This is a genomic window from Burkholderia sp. MSMB1589WGS, from assembly GCF_001636105.1.
GTDB lineage: Bacteria > Pseudomonadota > Gammaproteobacteria > Burkholderiales > Burkholderiaceae > Burkholderia > Burkholderia humptydooensis.
In genome coordinates this window covers 24,810-41,234 of sequence record NZ_LNJT01000004.1, presented here as the reverse complement: position 1 = coordinate 41,234, position 16,425 = coordinate 24,810, and the positions used below count along the sequence as shown (strand labels likewise).

Below are 16,425 nucleotides of genomic sequence, written 5' to 3'. Positions count from 1 at the left end.
ACTATCAATTATAAATGGATGCGCATCCGCCCGGGCGGCGCCGGCCGCGCGCGATTTATAATGTCGGGTCCGCGTCCACCCGCTCGACCGCTTTCTCTCCATGCCCGATCTGCTCGCGAACCTGAACCCCGAACAACTCGCCGCCGTCACGTTGCCGAACGAGCCGGCGCTGATCCTCGCCGGGGCGGGCAGCGGCAAGACCCGCGTGCTCATCACGCGGATCGCGTGGCTGATCCGGCAGGGCTATGCGTCGCCCGCGACGGTGCTCGCCGTCACGTTCACGAACAAGGCCGCGCGCGAGATGATGGCGCGCCTGTCCGCGATGATGCCGATCGACACGCGCGGCATGTGGATCGGCACGTTCCACGGCCTCTGCAACCGGATGCTGCGCGCGCACTACCGCGACGCGGGGCTGCCGCAGACGTTCCAGATCCTCGACACGGCCGACCAGCTCTCCGCGATCAAGCGGCTGATGAAGGCGGCGAACGTCGACGACGAGAAGTACCCGCCGAAGAACGTCCAGTACTTCATCAACAACGCGAAGGAGCAGGGGCTGCGCCCCGACAAGGTCGACGCGACCGACAGCTTCAACCGCAAGTTCGTCGAGCTGTACCAGGCATACGAGCAGCAGTGCCAGCGCGAGGGCGTCGTCGATTTCCCCGAGCTGCTGCTGCGCTGCCACGAGCTGCTCGCGCACAACCCGCCGCTGCGCGCGCACTACCAGGCGCGCTTCAGGCACATCCTCGTCGACGAGTTCCAGGACACGAACAGGCTGCAGTACGCGTGGCTCAAGCTCCTCGCGGGCGGCCACAACGCGATCTTCGCGGTCGGCGACGACGACCAGTCGATCTATGCGTTCCGCGGCGCGAACGTCGGCAACATGCGCGACTTCGAGAACGAATTCCGCGTGCGCAACCTGATCAAGCTCGAGCAGAACTACCGCTCGCACGGCAACATCCTCGATGCGGCGAACCACCTGATCGCGAACAACGCGCACCGGCTCGGCAAGAACCTGCGCACCGACGCGGGCCACGGCGAGCCCGTGCGCGTCTACGAAGCGGCCACCGACGCGCAGGAGGCGGCGTGGATCGTCGAGGAGATCCGCTCGCTCGTGAATACGGGCCTCGCGCGCAGCGAGGTCGCGGTGCTGTACCGGAGCAACGCGCAGTCGCGCTCGATCGAGCACACGCTGATGACGGCGGGCATTCCGTACCGCGTGTACGGCGGCCTGCGCTTCTTCGAGCGCCAGGAAGTGAAGCACGCGCTCGCGTATCTGCGCCTCATCGACAATCCGAACGACGACACCGCGTTCGCGCGCGTCGTCAACTTCCCGACGCGCGGCATCGGCGCGCGCTCGATCGAGCAGCTCGCCGACGCCGCACGCCTGTACGACTGCTCGATGGCGGCCGCGATTCCGTACGTGACGGGCAAGGCGGGCTCGAGCCTTTCGTCGTTCGCGAACCTGATCGCGAAGATGCGCGCGGAAACCGCGCAGATGAGCCTGCCCGAGACGGTCGAGCACGTCGTGCGCGCGAGCGGCCTCGCCGATTTCTATCAAGGCGAGCGCGAGGGCCAGGATCGCCTCGAGAACTTGCAGGAACTGGTGAACGCGGCCACCGCGTTCGTCTCCGAGGAAGGCTACGGGCTCGATACGCCCGCCCGCTCGATTCCGCTGCATGCGCGCGCGAGCGCGGCGCCGGAGCTCGCGGCGGGCGGCGCCGATCCGGCCGATGCGGTGCTCGCGCCCGCGAACCTCGCCGATCCCGCGCAGAACCCGGATGCAATGACGCCGCTTGCCGGCTTCCTGTCGCACGCGTCGCTCGAGGCGGGCGACAACCAGGCGCAGGCGGGCCAGGACGCGGTGCAACTGATGACGGTCCACGCGGCGAAGGGGCTCGAGTTCGCCTCGGTGTTCATCACCGGGCTCGAGGAAGGGCTCTTTCCGCACGAGAACAGCGCGCTCGAATCCGACGGCCTCGAGGAAGAGCGCCGGCTGATGTACGTCGCGATCACGCGCGCGAAGGAGCGGCTCTACCTGTCGTTCGCGCAGAGCCGGATGCTGCACGGCCAGACCCGCTACAACATCCGCTCGCGCTTCTTCGACGAGCTGCCGCAGCACGTGCTCAAGTGGCTCACGCCGAAGGTCGAGGCGGGCGCGCGCTGGGGCGGCCGCTCGGACAATGCCGGGTGGGGCCGCGACTGGTTCGCGCGGCCGGGCGGCGGTGGCGGCGGCGCGCGCGCGGGCGTCGTCGACGCGGCGGTGTCCGCGCCGCTGCCCGCGTTCGCGAACCAGCAGCGCGAGGCCGAAAACGGCTTCCGGATCGGCCAGCAGGTATTCCACACGAAGTTCGGCGAAGGCACGGTGACGGCGCTCGAAGGCAGTGGCACCGACGCGAAGGCGCAAGTCAAATTCAAGCGGCACGGCGAGAAATGGCTCGCGCTCGCGGTCGCGAAACTGCAGGCGGTCGAATGAATCAGCAGACGTTTTTCGACCGGCCGCTCGGCATCCTCGCCGCGCTGCCGGAGGAGTTGGGCGACCTTGTCGCCGCGATGCGCGACGGCGGGCCCGTCGACACGATCACGCTCGGCCAGCGCGACTACCATGTCGGCGTCGCGCACGGCGTGCCGTGCGTCGTCACGCTCGCGCGGGTCGGCAAGGTCGCGGCGGCCGCGACGGCGAGCGCGCTCATTCATCGCTTCGACGTGCGCGCGATCGTGTTCACGGGCGTCGCGGGCGGCGTCGCGAGCGAGGTGAGCATCGGCGACGTGGTCGTCGCCGATGCGCTGCTGCAACACGATCTCGATGCGTCGCCGCTCTTTCCGCGCTTCGAGGTGCCGCTGCTCGGGCTCACACGCTTCGCCGCCGACACGGCGCTCGCCGCGCAGTTGAAGGCGGCCTGCGTGCGCTTCGTCGACGACGAGGGCGCGACGCTGAACGCGCGCTTCCGGTTGCACGGCGCGCGCGTGCACGAAGGCCTCATCGTCAGCGGCGACCGCTTCGTGTCGAGCGAACGCGAGGTGACCGCGCTGCGCGACACGCTGCCGGACGCGCTCGCGGTCGAGATGGAAGGCGCCGCGCTCGCGCAGGTGTGCCACGAGTACGGCGTGCCGTGCGCGATCGTCCGCACGATCTCCGACACCGCCGACGACCACGCGAGCACGTCGTTCACGACGTTCCTCACCGACATCGCCGGCGCCTATTCGTCGGGCATCCTGAAGCGGTTTCTGGCCGCGCACGCGAAGGCGAACGCGGCCTGATCCGAAGCATGGCGTTCGGCGCGGCCGGCGCGCGCTCGCGCGTCGGCTGCTTCGGTCTTGTCGATCCCTCAGGCGCCTTGCCTGCCGAGCTTCTTCCTGCCCTCGACGTTCGGCAGGAACACCGTCAGCACGCCGATCAGCGGCAGGAACGAGCAGACCTTGTAGACGAACGCGATGCTCGTCGCGTCGGCGAGCTGGCCGAGCACCGCCGCGCCGACGCCGCCGAGGCCGAACGACAGCCCGAAAAAGAGCCCGGCGACCGTGCCCACCTTGCCCGGAATCAGCTCCTGCCCGTAGACGATGATCGCCGCGAACGCGGACGCGAGCACGACGCCGATCACGATGGTCAGCACCGTGGTCCAGAACAGGTTCGCATACGGCAGCAGCAGCGTGAACGGCGCGACGCCGAGGATCGACGCCCAGATCACGTACTTGCGCCCGATCCGGTCGCCGACCGGCCCGCCGATGATCGTGCCCGCCGCGACGGCCGCGAGGAACACGAACAGATGGATCTGCGCGGCCTGCACCGACAGGTGGAACTTGTCGATCAGATAAAACGTGAAATAGCTGTTGATGCTGGCGAGATAGAAGTACTTCGAGAACACGAGCAGCACGAGCACGCCGAGCGCGAGCCCGACCTGGCGGCGCGACAGCGTCGGATGCGCGGCGTGCGGGGCCTTCTTCTTCGCGGCCGGATGACGCTGATACCAGCGGCCGATCTGCACGAGCACGAAGATCGCGACGAGCGCTGCGACCGAGAACCACGCGATGCTGCGCTGGCCGTGCGGGATCACGATCAGCGCGGCGAGCAGCGGCCCGAGCGACGAGCCGGCGTTGCCGCCGACCTGGAACAGCGACTGCGCGAGCCCGTGCTGGCCGCCCGACGCCATTCGCGCGACGCGCGACGATTCGGGGTGAAACACCGACGAGCCGCAGCCGACGAGGGCCGCCGCGGCGAGCAGGAACGGGAACGTCGGCGCGAACGACATCAGCAGCAGGCCCGCGAGCGTGAAGCCCATGCCGACGGGCAGCGAGAACGGCTGCGGACGCTTGTCCGTATACAGGCCGATCACGGGCTGCAGCAGCGACGCGGTGATCTGGTACGTGAGCGTGATGAGGCCGATCTGCGCGAACGACAGCGCGAATTCCGCTTTCAGCATCGGGTAGATCGCGAGGATCAGCGACTGGATCATGTCGTTGAGCAGATGCGAGAAGCTGATCGCGCCGAGCACCGGGTAGACGGTGCGCGAGACGGCGGCGGCCGGCGCGGGCGATGCGGCGGGACGGGCAACGGGCGGGCGGTTGTCGAGGCTGGTTTCCATACGGATGCGAGTGTCTCGGAAGGGGCGCGGCGTGCCCGTAAGGGCGCGGCACGTGTTTTTCTTTGATGGGTCAACGAAGTGTAATGTGTCGCATCGGCAATGTCCGGCCAACTTTTGTTGCAAATCGGACAACCCCGCGCGCGACCGTTGCGCGCGTTCGCACGCCGGCCGCGTGTTTAGCGTTTGCGCGGCCGGCGGCCGGGCGTTGCGTCCGGAACGACGGGTAATACCCCACTCAAGAAAAAAAAGCGCCTGCCGTAGATGCTGTCGAGACGTATCGCGCGAGCGCCGACGGTCAAGCCGAAACCGCCTTTTCGGCCGCAGCATCAGAACGGGGATCCATCGATGAAAGGAGTATCGCTGCCCGGCAAGCACTTCCTGCCCGACGACGCGACGGGGAACCCCGGGCGCCCGCCCGAGCCCGGCAAGCCCCACCGCCCGCGCCGCGCATGGTCGGTGAAGACGACGCTGCGCGCCGCGTTCGCGATGCTGCTCGTCGGCACGCTGGCCGTCGGCCTGTTTTCGCTTGCGCAGATCAGCCGGCTCAACAGCTCGATCAAGTCCGTGTACGAGCAGGGGCACGTTGCGAGCCGCGCGGCCGAGGAGGTGCGCGCGTCGGTGCTGCGCGCGAGCCGCGCGCAGAAGATGCTGATCACCGCGACGACGGCGAAGGAGCGCGACGATCTCGGCGCGGACATCGACACGGGGCTCGCGGTGATCGGCGCCGAGCTCGCGACGCTGCAGCGCCACGCGGACGGCGCGGCCGACGGCGCTGCGCGTCTGAAGGCGTTCGGCACGGCCGTGGCCGCGTGGAGCGCGCATCTGCGCGACTTCGTGAAGCTCGTGCGCGAGCAGCCGCTCGACCTGTCGCAGATGAGCTGGCAGGTCGGCTCGCAGGACGTGTCGCTGCTCGTCGAGACGGGCAAGCTCGAGAAGCTCGTCGACGGGCTCGTCGACGCGCGCGGCGATGCGTCGAAGGCGACGCTCGATGCGTCCGGCGCGATATTCCGCGAATCGTTCGCGATGCTCGCCGCGATGACGGCGGCGCTCGTCGTGCTCGCGTTCGCGATCGCCGCGTGGGTCGTGCGGCGGCTCGGCGCGCAACTGGGCGGCGAGCCCGCGTATGCGAAGGACATCGCGGTCAGCATCGCGCGCGGCGATCTGTCGAACGCGATCAGGCTCGACGCGCGCGACCACGACAGCATGCTGCATGCGCTGCGCGACATGCAGGAGGGCCTGGCCGGCACCGTGCGCGAGATTTCCGCGAGCGCCGAGGCGATCGCGTCCGCGGCGGGCGAGATCGCGATGGGTAATCTCGATCTGTCGCAACGCACCGAGCAGCAGGCGGTCGCGCTCGAGCGCACCGCGTCGAGCATGGGGCAACTGACGTCGACTGTCCACCAGAACGCGGAGAACGCGCGGCAGGCGAGCGCGCTCGCGGCGAACGCGTCGTCGGTCGCCGAGGCGGGCGGCACGGTGGTCGGCCGCGTGGTTGCGACGATGAATGAGATCGACGAGAGCGCGAAGAGCATCCGCGACATCATCGGCGTGATCGAGAGCATCGCGTTCCAGACCAACATCCTCGCGCTGAACGCGGCCGTCGAGGCGGCTCGCGCGGGCGAGGAAGGGCGCGGATTCTCGGTCGTCGCGAGCGAGGTGCGCTCGCTCGCGCAACGCTCGGCGACGGCCGCCAGGGAGATCAAGGGGCTGATCGGCGCATCGGTCGAGCGGGTCGCGAACGGCGCGGTGCTCGCGCAGGACGCCGGGCGCACGATGGACGATGTCGTGCGCGCGGTGAAGCGCGTGACCGACATCATGGGCGAGATCTCGGCCGCGTCGAACGAGCAGAGCTCGGGCATCGACGCGATCGGGCGCGCGGTCACGCAGATGGACGCCGGCACGCAGCAGAACGCGGCGCTCGTCGAGGAGGCGGCCGCCGCCGCGCGCTCGCTCGACGAGCAGGCGCAGATGCTCAAGGCGATGGTCGGGCGCTTCCGCTTGCCCGCGCGCGCGGTGGGCGCGGTGGATTGAGCGCGCGCGATCCGGATTGCGCCGCCCGCGGTTCGGCGCGCCCGCGCCCGCGTCGCGAGCTACGATTTGCGCTTGCCGCCGTCGGGCTCGACGATCACCGTGCAGGTCGTGCCCGCCGACAGCACGAGTTCCTTCGGCACCTCGTCGATATGGATGCGCACCGGCACGCGCTGCGCGAGCCGCACCCAGTTGAACGTCGGGTTCACGTCGGCGACGAGGTCGCGGCTCTGCGGATTGTCGCGGTCGTAGATGCCGCGCGAGATGCTCTCGACATGGCCTTTCAGCACGCCGCCGCTCATCAGCCGCATCTCGGCCTTCGCGCCGATCTTCACGCGCGGCAGCTTCGTTTCCTCGAAATAGCCGTAGACCCAGAACGAATGGCTGTCGACGATCGCGAGCTTCGCCTGGCCGGCACTCGCGTAGTCGCCCTTGAAGACCTGCAGGTTCGTCACGTAGCCGTCGACGGGCGCGACCACGCGCGTGCGCTCGAGATTGAGCCGCGCGGCGTCGAGCGCGGCGAGCGCCTGCTGGTACTGCGCCTCGGCGCTCGACGCGGTCTGCGCCGAATTCTCGCGGCTTTCCTTCGACACGACGAGCGCGTCGAGATCCGCGCGGCGCGCGGCGTCGGCGCGGCGCATCTGCAGCTCCGCGCGGCGGGCGGCGACGGCCGCCTGCGCTTGCTCGACCGCGATCTGGTAATGCGACGGATCGATCTGCAGCACGAGGTCGCCTTTCTTCACCAACTGGTTGTCGCGCACCGGCAAGTCGACCACCGCGCCCGACACGTCCGGCGCGACGTTGACGATCTCCGCGCGCACGCGGCCGTCGCGGGTCCAGGGCTCGTCCATGTAGTGGACCCACAGCGTGCGCCCGATCAGGATCGCGACGATCAGGATGGCGGCTGTCGCGACGAAGCCGAAAAGTTTTCGCAAGAGCATGGTTCGATTCATATCAACGGTAGACGGCGAGGCTCAGCCCGCCGCAAATGCACACGAGAAGGCTTGCCCGGAACAGCGACGGGTGCCAGACGACGCGATAGAGGCCCGTGTACGCGAGCAGGCGGTCGATCAGCCAGGTCGCGAACGCGCCGATGACGAACATCAGCACGACGGTCGGCACGTATGCGTCGAGAATCGCGAGGTCGCGCGGCATCATGATGAAACTCCTTGTCGGTCGGGCGGCACGCGCGCGCCGTTCAGCGCGGCGAGCGGAGATTCCGGATCGAGCAGCGCGGTGCGCACGAAATGCAGGTGCGACAGGATCCGCTGCATCTGGTGGCGCTCCTCGCGCGGCGGCGCGAACGTGACGAGCGCCTGCTGCGTCGCCGCGATCGCGTCGACCGCGGCGGCGAGCGCCGCGTGAAAGCGCGCGGGCGCCGGCTTGCCGAACAGCGCGGCGAGCGCGTCGCGCGCTGCTTCGATCTTGCGCCGCCACGGCATCGTCGCCGCATAGCGCGGATCGCGCGGCAGCGCCGCGAGCTCGTCGCGCAGATCGATCACCGCGTTGCCGGTCTCGAGCACGGCGAACATCCAGCGCAGCGCGTCGCGTTGCGCGTCGGGCTGGTCGGCGGACAGGCCATGCGCCTGGAACATCAGATCGCGCGCGCCGCTCTCGAAGCGCGTGCGCAGCCCCGGCAGCCTCGCGTGGCACGCGGCGACCGCCTGATGGCGCAGGTCGGCGAACAGGCGCTTCTTGAGCCAAGGCGCGCTCGGCGGGAACAGCACGGCGAACGCGATCGCCGACACGATCATCGACAGCACGAGCGCGAGCGCGTCGTTCATGAAGCCGATCGGGTCGTAATGCGTGAGGTTCTCCGGGCCGGCGAGCGTGCAGAAGAAGATCAGGTAGCCCGCGCCGCAGCCCGCGTACTTCGGCTTCAGCGACATCAACACGCCGGGCGCGAGGAACGGCGCGAGCGCCGCGCACAGCAGCGCGAAGCCGTCGATGTGCGGATAGACGCCGAACATCAGCACGAAGCCCGTGACGACCGCGAACGCGGTGCCGAGCGCCATCTGCGCGGCCATCCTGGTCGGCTGCGGCGACGACGACGCGAGCGCGCACACGGCCGCCGCGTTCAGCACGAGCATCACGCCGCTCGGCCATGCGCTGCAGATCCAGAACACGCTCAGCAGCAGCATCACGCTCGCGGTGCGGATGCCCGCGATCAGCGCGGCCGTCGCGTTCGTGCGCGGCTCGTAGCGCTCGATCCAGTGTTCGCGCTCGTGCGTGCTCGCGGCGAGCGACGCGTAGGTCGCCGCGTACGCATGCAGATCGGTGATGAAGCGGTACAGCAGCTCGGAGGCGGTGTCGAAGTCGAGGAGCGGGAAGTCCGGCTGCGTCTCGTGCCCGGCGCGCGTCGCGCGGATCCGGCGCGGCAGCGCGTCGCGATACGCGAGCAACTGCTCGGCCGCGCGCGCCGCGTCGGCGGACGTGCGCACGTGCTCGCCGTCGTTCGACAACAGCGGCGCGATCTCGCGGAAATACGGTTCGAGCGCGTCCACGGCCTGCGCGCTCGTCGCGTGCAGCCGGTTCATCAACTGGTGCAGCGCGTGAAAGCGGCTCGACGCGGTCATGAACTCGCTGTTCAGCCGCGACAGCCGGCCGCTGCGCATCCGCGTGTCCGGGTTCTCGAACACGGCCATGCTGCGCGCGGCCTCGAAGCCGACGACGTCCGCGACGAAGCGCGTGTGCACGCTCTCGATCTTCGAGCGGTCGAGCGCGCCCGCGAGCGCGTCCGCGACGTAATCGACGAACGCGCCGAAGCGCCGGCGCACGGTCGTGCGCATCTGCTCGCCCGTGTATTGCGGGAAGATCAACGCGCTCACGACGCCCGCCGACAGGATGCCGACCGAGATCTCGGAGACGCGCGTCATCGCGGTCATGAACGCGTCGTTCGGCGCCTGCGACGCGGGCAGTCCGATCAGCGCGGCCGTGTAGCCGGCGAGCAGGAAGCCGTAGCTGCGGAAGTTGCGGTTGCGCGCGGCGCCCGCCGTGCATGCGGCCACCCACAGCGCGACCGCGAGCAGGAACAGCACCGGCTGCTGCGGGAACAGGCCGACGAGCGCGAGCGTCGCGGTCAGGCCGACGAACGTGCCGATGAGCCGGTAGAAGCTCTTCGCGAACACCGCGCCGCTTTGCGGCTGCATCACGATGAAGACGGTCGTCATCGCGGTCTTCGGCGCGGGCAGGTCGAGCACCATCGATACGCCGAGCGCGAGGAACGCGGCGGCGAGCGCCTTCGCGAGATAGAGCCACGCGGCGCCGTCGGTGCGCGCCCAGTCGCTCATCGACGCGACGAATGCGGCGCCGGCCGACTGCGGCGGCGGCGCGGAAGCGGGGGAGGCGGCGGACATGATCGGCTCCTCGGTTAGCGGACGGCGCTCGCCGATGCGGACGGAGCACCCGAAGCACCCGAAGCGCCCGCACGCCGCGCATCGCCCGCAGGCGCGTCATGCGGCGCGTCGCCCGCGGTTTCGAGCCCGCCGCCGAGCGCGACCATCAGCGACGCGTGCGCGGCGAGACGCGCGGCCTCGACGCGCGTCTGGCTCTCCTGCGCGCTCAGCAACTGGCTCTGCGCGATGAGCACGTTCACGTAGTCGGTGAGCCCGCGGCTGAAGCCCGTGTGCGACAGATCATACGAGCGCCGTGTGAGCGAGACCGCGCGCGCCGCGTCTTTCTGCTGCGAGTCGAGCGAGTGCAGGCGCACGACGTTGTCGGCGATGTCCTTGAGCGCGCCGACGATCGTCTGGTTGTAGTGCTCGACCGCCTCGTCGTAGCCCGCCGACGCGACGCCCAGTTGCGCGCGCAGCCGGCCGCCCTCGAAGATCGGCAGCGTGAGCGCGGGGCCCGCCGACCAGCCGCCGTTCATCGCGCGCAGGAACGTCGCGAACGGCGCGCTGACCGCGAAGCCGCCGAGCGACGCGATCAGGTCGACGTTCGGATAGAACGCGGCCTTCGCGACGTCGATGCCGCGCGTCTGCGCGTCGACCGTCCAGCGCGCGGCGACGATGTCCGGCCGGCGGCCGATCAGCTCGGCGGGCAGCGCGGACGGCAGGCCGGCGTTCGCGTCGAGCGCGAGCTTCGGCCGTGCGAGCGACGCGCCCGCGCCCGGCCCCTTGCCGGCGAGCGCGGCGAGCTGATGCCGGCCGAGCTGGATCGCCTCTTCGTACGAATCGATCTGCCGCGAATAATCGGGCAGAGGCGCCTCGGCCTGGCTGACTTCGAGCTGCGTGCCGATGCCCGCGCGCAAGCGCTTGCGCGCGAGTTCGGCGAGCTCGTTCTGGCGGTCGTAGGTCGCGTGCGCGATGTCGAGGAGCGCGTAATTCTTCGCGAAATCGATGTATGCGCGCACGACGTTCGCCTCGAGCTCGAGCTGCGCGGCGCGCGCGTCGGCCGCGCGGGCGCGCGCCGCGTCGAGCGCGCGCTCGGCGTTGTTCTTGTCCTTGCCCCACAGGTCGAGGTGGTACGACAGGCTCAGCGTGCCCGTGTTGTTCCAGGTGTCGGCGTTGGCGAGCGGGCCCGGGCCGTAGTAGACGTTGTCCGGCCAGTGCTGGCGCATCAGCGACAGATTGCCGTTCACCTGCGGCAGCTCCTCGGCGTGCGCGATGCGCGCGAGCGATTGCGCTTCGCGCACGCGGGCCTGCGCGGCGGCAAGCGACGGGTTGCCGGCGAGCGACGCGGCGATCCACGCATCGAGCTGCGGATCGCGATACGCGCGCCACCAGTCGGCCGCGGGCCAGCCCGCGTCGCGGTCGGCCGCCGCGATCGCCGCGCCCGCGTCGAGCGACGCCGGATCGATCTGCTTGGCTTGCGGTGCAACATCGCCCATGCTTGCGCATCCGGCCATTATTGATGAGATTGCAAGAACCGCGAGTGCAAACGTCCCTCTTGTTGCCGGAGACTGCACGATTTTCTCCCTTTCGGATAAAGATGAGTCGAATGCGATTATATTTTTTTGCGAATTGCCAAATAAACCGACAATGGTGCAACGCATTCTTACGGGAATTGAGATAATATTGTTGGATATTTGTGCAACAATCCTCCCGGATTCAATAGGGAAACAGCATGGATACGCTCCAAAACATGCGTGTGTTCGCCCGCGTGGTCGATGCGGGCAGCTTCACGGCGGCGGCGCAGCAGCTCAATTCGACGACCGCGTATGCGTCGCGCGCGGTGTCCGATCTCGAGGCGCACCTGCGCACGCGCCTTTTGAACCGGACGACGCGGCGCATCGCGCTCACGGAGGCGGGCGAGCGCTATCTGCAGCGCTGCGAGCAGATCCTCGCGTACGTCGAGCAGGCGGAGGCCGAGGCGAGCGACGCGCACGCGCGCCCGTCCGGCAAGCTGAAGGTGCACTGCATGACGAGCCTCGGCCAGCACTACACGGTGCCCGCGGTGTCGCGCTACCGGAAACGCTATCCGGAAGTCCAGGTCGACCTGACGCTCGCGCAGCGGCTGCCGGACCTGCTCGACGAAGGCTTCGACGTGTCGCTCGTCGTCGGCCGCGAGCTGCCCGATTCGGGGCTCGTGTCGCAGCGGCTCGGCGAGACGTTCAGCGTCGTCTGCGCGTCGCGCGGCTACATCGAGGCGCACGGCGCGCCGCAGCGGCCGCAGGATCTCGCGAGCCACGTGTGCCTCGGGATGGTCGCGCCGGGCCTGTACTGGGACGAATGGAAGCTGATGGGGCCGCACGGCGAGGAGAGCGTGACGCTCGCGCCGCCGCCGTTTCGCGTGAACGTCGCGGAAGCGCTCGCGGCCGGCATCCGCGAGGGAATGGGGATCGGCGTGCTGCCGCTCTATTCGGCGATCGCCGGGCTGCGCAACGGCGACTTCGTGCGCGTGATGCCCGAATACCGGTCGCACGTGATGAACATCTACGCGCTCTATGCGTCGCGCCAGTATCTCGACGCGAAGATCCGCACGTGGGTGGATTTCCTGCGCGACGAGCTGCCGTCGATCCTCGAAGCCGACGAAGCGGCGCTCGAGCGCTTCACCGTGCAGACCTGATGCGCGCGCGGCGAGCGACGGAATTGACGCATTTTGACGCTATCGCAACACTTTCTTACGCTCAGGCCGTGCCGGGTTTGCTACTGTCTTCCCATGCAATCGCTTGATGCAATCGACGGATCGGGGAGCAATCGATGAATACGCCTCTGCTGCTGGGTTTCGGCGCGCTCGCGCTGTTCGGCGCAATCGGAATCGCCGCGTCGCGCGAGCTGCTGCGCGCGATCGACGCGCAACAGCGCCGCGCGCCGGTGCCGGTGCGCGTGCGCACGCACCGGCCGCATCGGGACGGCCGCCGCACCGTGCTCTGAACGCTGCGGACGCGGTACTCCGCTCCACTCGCTTCGTCGCGCGCTCGCGTCACGCGAGCGTGACGACCTTGCCCCATTCGAACGACGGATTTTCCCGCTCGCCGGTGCGCCGCCGAATGTAGCCGTGCGGATTGCAGACGACGCGCGTGCCTTCCGCCGTCGCGTAGTCGAACGACGTGTGCGTGTGCCCGTGAATCCAGAGCGAGACGGGCGGCCGCACGAGCGCGCTCAGGTCGCTGATGAAGCCGGCCGACGCGAGATCGTCGGCGTAGCGCGCGGCGAGGCTCGCGCGAAGCGGCGCGTGGTGCGTGACGACGATCGTCGCGCCCGGCCACGGTTTCGCGAGCTCGCGCTCGAGCCAGGCGCGGGCGGTGCGATGCAGCGCGAGCGCGTCGCGCGGCGCGAAGTTGCGCGGACCCGGGCCGGACGCCGTGGCGGCGGGCGCGTTCGCGTCGGCCGCCGGTTCTTCCGTCGGTTCTTCCGTCGATTCGCCGCCGGCGTCGCCCGGCCAGTCCACCTGGATCAAGCCCTTGAAATCGAGCATCACGCGCTCGCACGCGGCGATCGAATGCGAGAGCGCCGCCGCGTCGCTGCCGAACAGCTCGAAGTCGCTCCAGAGCGTCGTGCCGAGCACGCGAAAGCGCCCGGCCGGATCGACGTAGACGTCGTTGTTCAGGTAATGGATGTGGTCGAGCGCGGCGGCGGCGTCGCGCATCGCGGCTTCGAGCGCGCCGAACTCGCCGTCGTAGTACTCGTGATTGCCGGGCACGTAGACGACGGGCACGGCCGGATCGAACGTCTGCGCCGCCCAGCGCAATCCCTCCGCATGATTGTGGATGTCGCCCGCGAGCACGACGAGATCCGCCTGCGCGTGCGGGATCGCATCGGGCTCGTTGCATTCGAGATGCAGGTCGGACAGCACGCGAATCCTCACGGGCGGCTCCTCCTCCTTCATGTCTCGGTCATCGGCGTCAGTGCAGCACCTTGCCGGGGTTCATCAGGTTGAGCGGATCGAGCGCCGTCTTCAGCGCGCGCATCAGCCCGATCTCGACGGCGGCCTTGTAGCGCTGCGCATCGTCGATTTTCAACTGGCCGATGCCGTGCTCGGCGCTGATCGTGCCGCGATGCTTGTGGACGCTGTCGTAGACGATCCGGTTGATGGGCGCCTGGTGCGCGGCGAGGAACGCCTTCGGATCGCCGCCTTCGGGCATCTGCACGTTGTAGTGCAGGTTGCCGTCGCCGAGATGCCCGAACGTCACCATCCGCGCGCCGGGCGCGGCCGCCTGGATCGCCGCGTCGGTCTCGTCGATGAAGTGCGCGATCGACGAGATCGGCACCGCGATGTCGTGCTTGATGTTGAGCCCTTCGTCCGCCTGCGCGAGCGGGATGTGCTCGCGCAGATCCCAGAACGCGCGCGACTGCGCGAGGTTCCCGGCGACGACCGCATCGACGACGAGCCCCGCCTCGAACGCTTCCTCCATCATCTTTTCGAAGAGCGCGCGCGCGTGCGCCTCGCTTTCGTTGTCCGACAATTCGAGCAGCACGGTCTGCGCGTGCGCGGCGTCGAACGGGTAGCGCAATTGCGGATAGTGCTTGCCGACGAGCTTCATGCAGAAATCCGACATCAGCTCGAAGCCGGTCAGCAGCGGGCCGGCCGCGCGCTGCGCGAGCGCGAGGAAATCGAGCGCCGCGTGCGGCGATTCGAGCGCGGCGAGCGCCGTGACCTTCGCGGCGGGACGCGGATGCAGCTTCATGACCGCGGCCGTGATGATGCCGAGCGTGCCTTCGGCGCCGATGAAGAGGTCGCGCAGGTCGTAGCCGGTGTTGTCCTTGCGCAGCCCGCGCAGGCCGTCCCAGATCTCGCCTTGCGGCGTGACGACCTCGAGCCCGAGACACAGCTCGCGCGCATTGCCGTAGCGCAGCACCGCGGTGCCGCCAGCGTTCGTCGCGAGATTGCCGCCGATCGTGCAACTGCCTTCGGCGGCGAGGCTGAGCGGGAAGAGCCGGTCGGCTTCCAGCGCGCGCGCCTGCACGTCGGCGAGGATCACGCCCGCCTCGACGGTGATCGTGTTGTTGTGCGGATCGAGCGCGCGCACGCGGTTCAGGCGCGCGAGGCTCAGCACTGCCTGCGCGCCGCTCGCGTCGGGCGTCGCGCCGCCCGCGAGGCCCGTGTTGCCGCCTTGCGGCACGAGCGCGACGCGATGCTCGAGCGCGAGCTTCACGAGCGCCGCGACCTCTTCGGTGTTCGCGGGCCTGAGCACGGCGCACGCGGCGCCCTGGTAGCGGCGGCGCCAGTCGGTCAGGAACGGGGCGGTATCGTGGGGATCGGTCAGCACGTGGTCGGCGCCGATCGCTTGGCGGCACGCGTCGACGAAAGCGGAAGATGAGGTCATGGCGTTCGTTCGGAGGTCAGGCAATCGAAATAATCAGGAGCGGGAGCGCTCGGATGCGCTCGCGCGGTCTTGCGGGTGCTTTGTCGCCTGCTTCGCCGCTTGTTTCGCCGCTTGTTTCGCGGCGCGCTTGTACGGCGCGACATAGGCGAGCGCGGCGCAGAAGAAGCCGAGCGCGAGCGCGGCCTCGATCCAGCCGAGCCGCGCGGACGGCCCGCCGTCCGTCATGCCGCGCACGATGCCTTCTGCAAGATAAATCAAAATCAGCATCGACGCCCACTGCAGCGTGTACACGCTGCGCCGCCATACGCCGGGCAGCGCGAGCGCGAGCGGCACGGCCTTCAGGATCAGCGCGGAGCCGCCCGGCCGCAGCGGCGCGAGCCAGGTCTCCCAAGCGGCGCACAGCGCGATCAGCGCGACGAGGCAAAGCGCGGCCGCGCGCGCGGCGAGCGGCTTCGCGGCAACGGGTGCGCTCATGCGGATGCGGCGCCGAGCAGCGACGCGGTGTGCGCGAGCCGCGCGCCGAGCGCGTGCGCGAGCATCTTCTCGTCGGCGGAAATGCGCTCGTGCGCGGCGTCGGCCGTGCGCGCGAAGTGCGACGCGCCGTATGGCGTGCCGCCCGTCTGCGTGACGGACAGCGCGGTCTCGGTATAAGGAATGCCGACGATCAGCATGCCGTGGTGCAGCAGCGGCAGCATCATCGACAGCAACGTCGACTCCTGGCCGCCGTGCAGGCTGCCCGTCGACGTGAACACGCACGCGGGCTTGCCGGCGAGCGCACCCGACAGCCATTGCGGCGTCGTGCCGTCGAGGAAGTACTTGAGCGGCGCGGCCATGTTGCCGAAGCGGGTGGGCGAGCCGAGCGCGAGCCCCGCGCATTCGTCGAGGTCGCGCGGCTCCGCGTACGGCGGGCCGTCGTCGGGGATGTCGGGCTGCGTCGCCTCGCAGACGGTGGACACGGGCGGCACCGTGCGGATGCGCGCCTGCATGCCGGGCACGCTGTCGACGCCCGCCGCGATCGCGAGCGCGAGTTCGCGCGTCGCGCCGTGGCGGCTGTAGTAGAGCACGAGGATGTCTTTCATAGGCTTCTTGAGTGAGCGGCTATTATAG

The 16,425-nt window shown here is 69.4% G+C and carries 14 protein-coding genes; 5 read left to right on the top strand and 9 right to left on the bottom strand.

Features of this window, described 5'->3' with window-relative positions; all coding sequences use genetic code 11:
- Positions 1–100 precede the first annotated feature (100 nt).
- Together WT16_RS01690 and WT16_RS01685 are read left to right on the top strand one after the other, a co-directional pair.
- Positions 101–2,473 carry a UvrD-helicase domain-containing protein gene (locus tag WT16_RS01690; RefSeq protein WP_063532573.1) on the top strand — a complete coding sequence of 791 codons (2,373 nt, stop codon included), beginning with the start codon at positions 101–103 and terminating at the stop codon, positions 2,471–2,473.
- Positions 2,470–3,258 (top strand): 5'-methylthioadenosine/adenosylhomocysteine nucleosidase, encoded by a 789-nt coding sequence (locus tag WT16_RS01685; RefSeq protein WP_006026483.1) that lies wholly within the window; start codon positions 2,470–2,472, stop codon positions 3,256–3,258. Before WT16_RS01690 ends, WT16_RS01685 begins: the two co-directional genes overlap by 4 nt.
- A gap of 68 nt (positions 3,259–3,326) precedes the next feature.
- Here the strand turns inward: WT16_RS01685 and WT16_RS01680 are convergent, their stop codons facing one another.
- A complete protein-coding gene (locus WT16_RS01680; protein WP_063532572.1) occupies positions 3,327–4,580 on the bottom strand; it encodes an MFS transporter in 1,254 nt (417 codons plus the stop codon).
- Positions 4,581–4,925: 345 nt separating this feature from the next.
- On the opposite strand from WT16_RS01680, the gene WT16_RS01675 reads away from it, so the two are divergent.
- Positions 4,926–6,611: a methyl-accepting chemotaxis protein gene (locus WT16_RS01675; RefSeq protein WP_063532571.1), complete on the top strand. Its 1,686-nt coding sequence runs from the start codon at positions 4,926–4,928 to the stop codon at positions 6,609–6,611.
- Positions 6,612–6,670: 59 nt separating this feature from the next.
- On the opposite strand, the gene WT16_RS01670 is transcribed toward WT16_RS01675, so the two are convergent.
- The 4 genes from WT16_RS01670 to WT16_RS01655 are packed head-to-tail and all read right to left on the bottom strand — an operon-like array spanning position 6,671 to position 11,457.
- Entirely contained in the window at positions 6,671–7,549 is an 879-nt protein-coding gene (locus WT16_RS01670; RefSeq protein WP_009912687.1) for an HlyD family secretion protein, read from the bottom strand.
- Between the two features lie 13 nt (positions 7,550–7,562).
- Positions 7,563–7,766: a DUF1656 domain-containing protein gene (locus tag WT16_RS01665; protein ID WP_004191885.1), complete on the bottom strand. Its 204-nt coding sequence runs from the start codon at positions 7,764–7,766 to the stop codon at positions 7,563–7,565.
- Positions 7,763–9,964, bottom strand: a complete 2,202-nt coding sequence (locus WT16_RS01660) for an FUSC family protein (protein WP_063532570.1) — start codon at positions 9,962–9,964, stop codon at positions 7,763–7,765. Before WT16_RS01660 ends, WT16_RS01665 begins: the two co-directional genes overlap by 4 nt.
- Before the next feature lie 14 nt (positions 9,965–9,978).
- Positions 9,979–11,457: an efflux transporter outer membrane subunit gene (locus WT16_RS01655; protein ID WP_082761076.1), complete on the bottom strand. Its 1,479-nt coding sequence runs from the start codon at positions 11,455–11,457 to the stop codon at positions 9,979–9,981.
- Between the two features lie 218 nt (positions 11,458–11,675).
- Between WT16_RS01655 and WT16_RS01650 the strand changes: the two genes are divergently transcribed.
- Positions 11,676–12,617 carry a LysR family transcriptional regulator gene (locus WT16_RS01650; protein ID WP_009912680.1) on the top strand — a complete coding sequence of 314 codons (942 nt, stop codon included), beginning with the start codon at positions 11,676–11,678 and terminating at the stop codon, positions 12,615–12,617.
- Positions 12,618–12,751: 134 nt separating this feature from the next.
- On the top strand, positions 12,752–12,925 hold the full coding sequence (locus tag WT16_RS34260; RefSeq protein WP_009912679.1) for a hypothetical protein: 174 nt from the start codon (positions 12,752–12,754) through the stop codon (positions 12,923–12,925).
- A 49-nt stretch (positions 12,926–12,974) separates the two neighbouring features.
- Here WT16_RS34260 and WT16_RS01640 read toward each other — a convergent pair whose 3' ends face one another.
- From WT16_RS01640 to wrbA, 4 genes are read right to left on the bottom strand one after another with little or no spacing between them, the layout of a single operon-like run.
- Positions 12,975–13,859: a metallophosphoesterase gene (locus tag WT16_RS01640; protein ID WP_063532618.1), complete on the bottom strand. Its 885-nt coding sequence runs from the start codon at positions 13,857–13,859 to the stop codon at positions 12,975–12,977.
- Between the two features lie 37 nt (positions 13,860–13,896).
- Complete coding sequence (locus tag WT16_RS01635; RefSeq protein WP_063532569.1) at positions 13,897–15,318, bottom strand: FAD-binding oxidoreductase; 1,422 nt, start codon at positions 15,316–15,318, stop codon at positions 13,897–13,899.
- Between the two features lie 33 nt (positions 15,319–15,351).
- The gene (locus WT16_RS01630; protein WP_006026492.1) at positions 15,352–15,792 is read right to left on the bottom strand and encodes a DUF2069 domain-containing protein; all 441 of its coding nucleotides are present in this window, start codon (positions 15,790–15,792) and stop codon (positions 15,352–15,354) included.
- Positions 15,789–16,397, bottom strand: coding sequence for an NAD(P)H:quinone oxidoreductase (wrbA, locus tag WT16_RS01625; protein WP_006026493.1), 609 nt, complete (start codon positions 16,395–16,397; stop codon positions 15,789–15,791). Before wrbA ends, WT16_RS01630 begins: the two co-directional genes overlap by 4 nt.
- Between the last annotated feature and the right edge of the window lie 28 nt (positions 16,398–16,425).

Excerpts from the sequence above, each read along its gene's own strand:
- WT16_RS01685 (WP_006026483.1), top strand. The coding sequence starts at position 2,470 with ATGAATCAGCAGACGTTTTTCGACCGGCCGCTCGGCATCCTCGCCGCG.
- WT16_RS01650 (WP_009912680.1), top strand. The coding sequence starts at position 11,676 with ATGGATACGCTCCAAAACATGCGTGTGTTCGCCCGCGTGGTCGATGCG.
- WT16_RS01635 (WP_063532569.1), bottom strand. The coding sequence starts at position 15,318 with ATGACCTCATCTTCCGCTTTCGTCGACGCGTGCCGCCAAGCGATCGGC.
- WT16_RS34260 (WP_009912679.1), top strand. The coding sequence starts at position 12,752 with ATGAATACGCCTCTGCTGCTGGGTTTCGGCGCGCTCGCGCTGTTCGGC.
- WT16_RS01675 (WP_063532571.1), top strand. The coding sequence starts at position 4,926 with ATGAAAGGAGTATCGCTGCCCGGCAAGCACTTCCTGCCCGACGACGCG.
- wrbA (WP_006026493.1), bottom strand. The coding sequence starts at position 16,397 with ATGAAAGACATCCTCGTGCTCTACTACAGCCGCCACGGCGCGACGCGC.
- WT16_RS01660 (WP_063532570.1), bottom strand. The coding sequence starts at position 9,964 with ATGTCCGCCGCCTCCCCCGCTTCCGCGCCGCCGCCGCAGTCGGCCGGC.
- WT16_RS01655 (WP_082761076.1), bottom strand. The coding sequence starts at position 11,457 with ATGGCCGGATGCGCAAGCATGGGCGATGTTGCACCGCAAGCCAAGCAG.
- WT16_RS01690 (WP_063532573.1), top strand. The coding sequence starts at position 101 with ATGCCCGATCTGCTCGCGAACCTGAACCCCGAACAACTCGCCGCCGTC.
- WT16_RS01665 (WP_004191885.1), bottom strand. The coding sequence starts at position 7,766 with ATGATGCCGCGCGACCTCGCGATTCTCGACGCATACGTGCCGACCGTC.
- WT16_RS01630 (WP_006026492.1), bottom strand. The coding sequence starts at position 15,792 with ATGAGCGCACCCGTTGCCGCGAAGCCGCTCGCCGCGCGCGCGGCCGCG.
- WT16_RS01670 (WP_009912687.1), bottom strand. The coding sequence starts at position 7,549 with ATGCTCTTGCGAAAACTTTTCGGCTTCGTCGCGACAGCCGCCATCCTG.
- WT16_RS01680 (WP_063532572.1), bottom strand. The coding sequence starts at position 4,580 with ATGGAAACCAGCCTCGACAACCGCCCGCCCGTTGCCCGTCCCGCCGCA.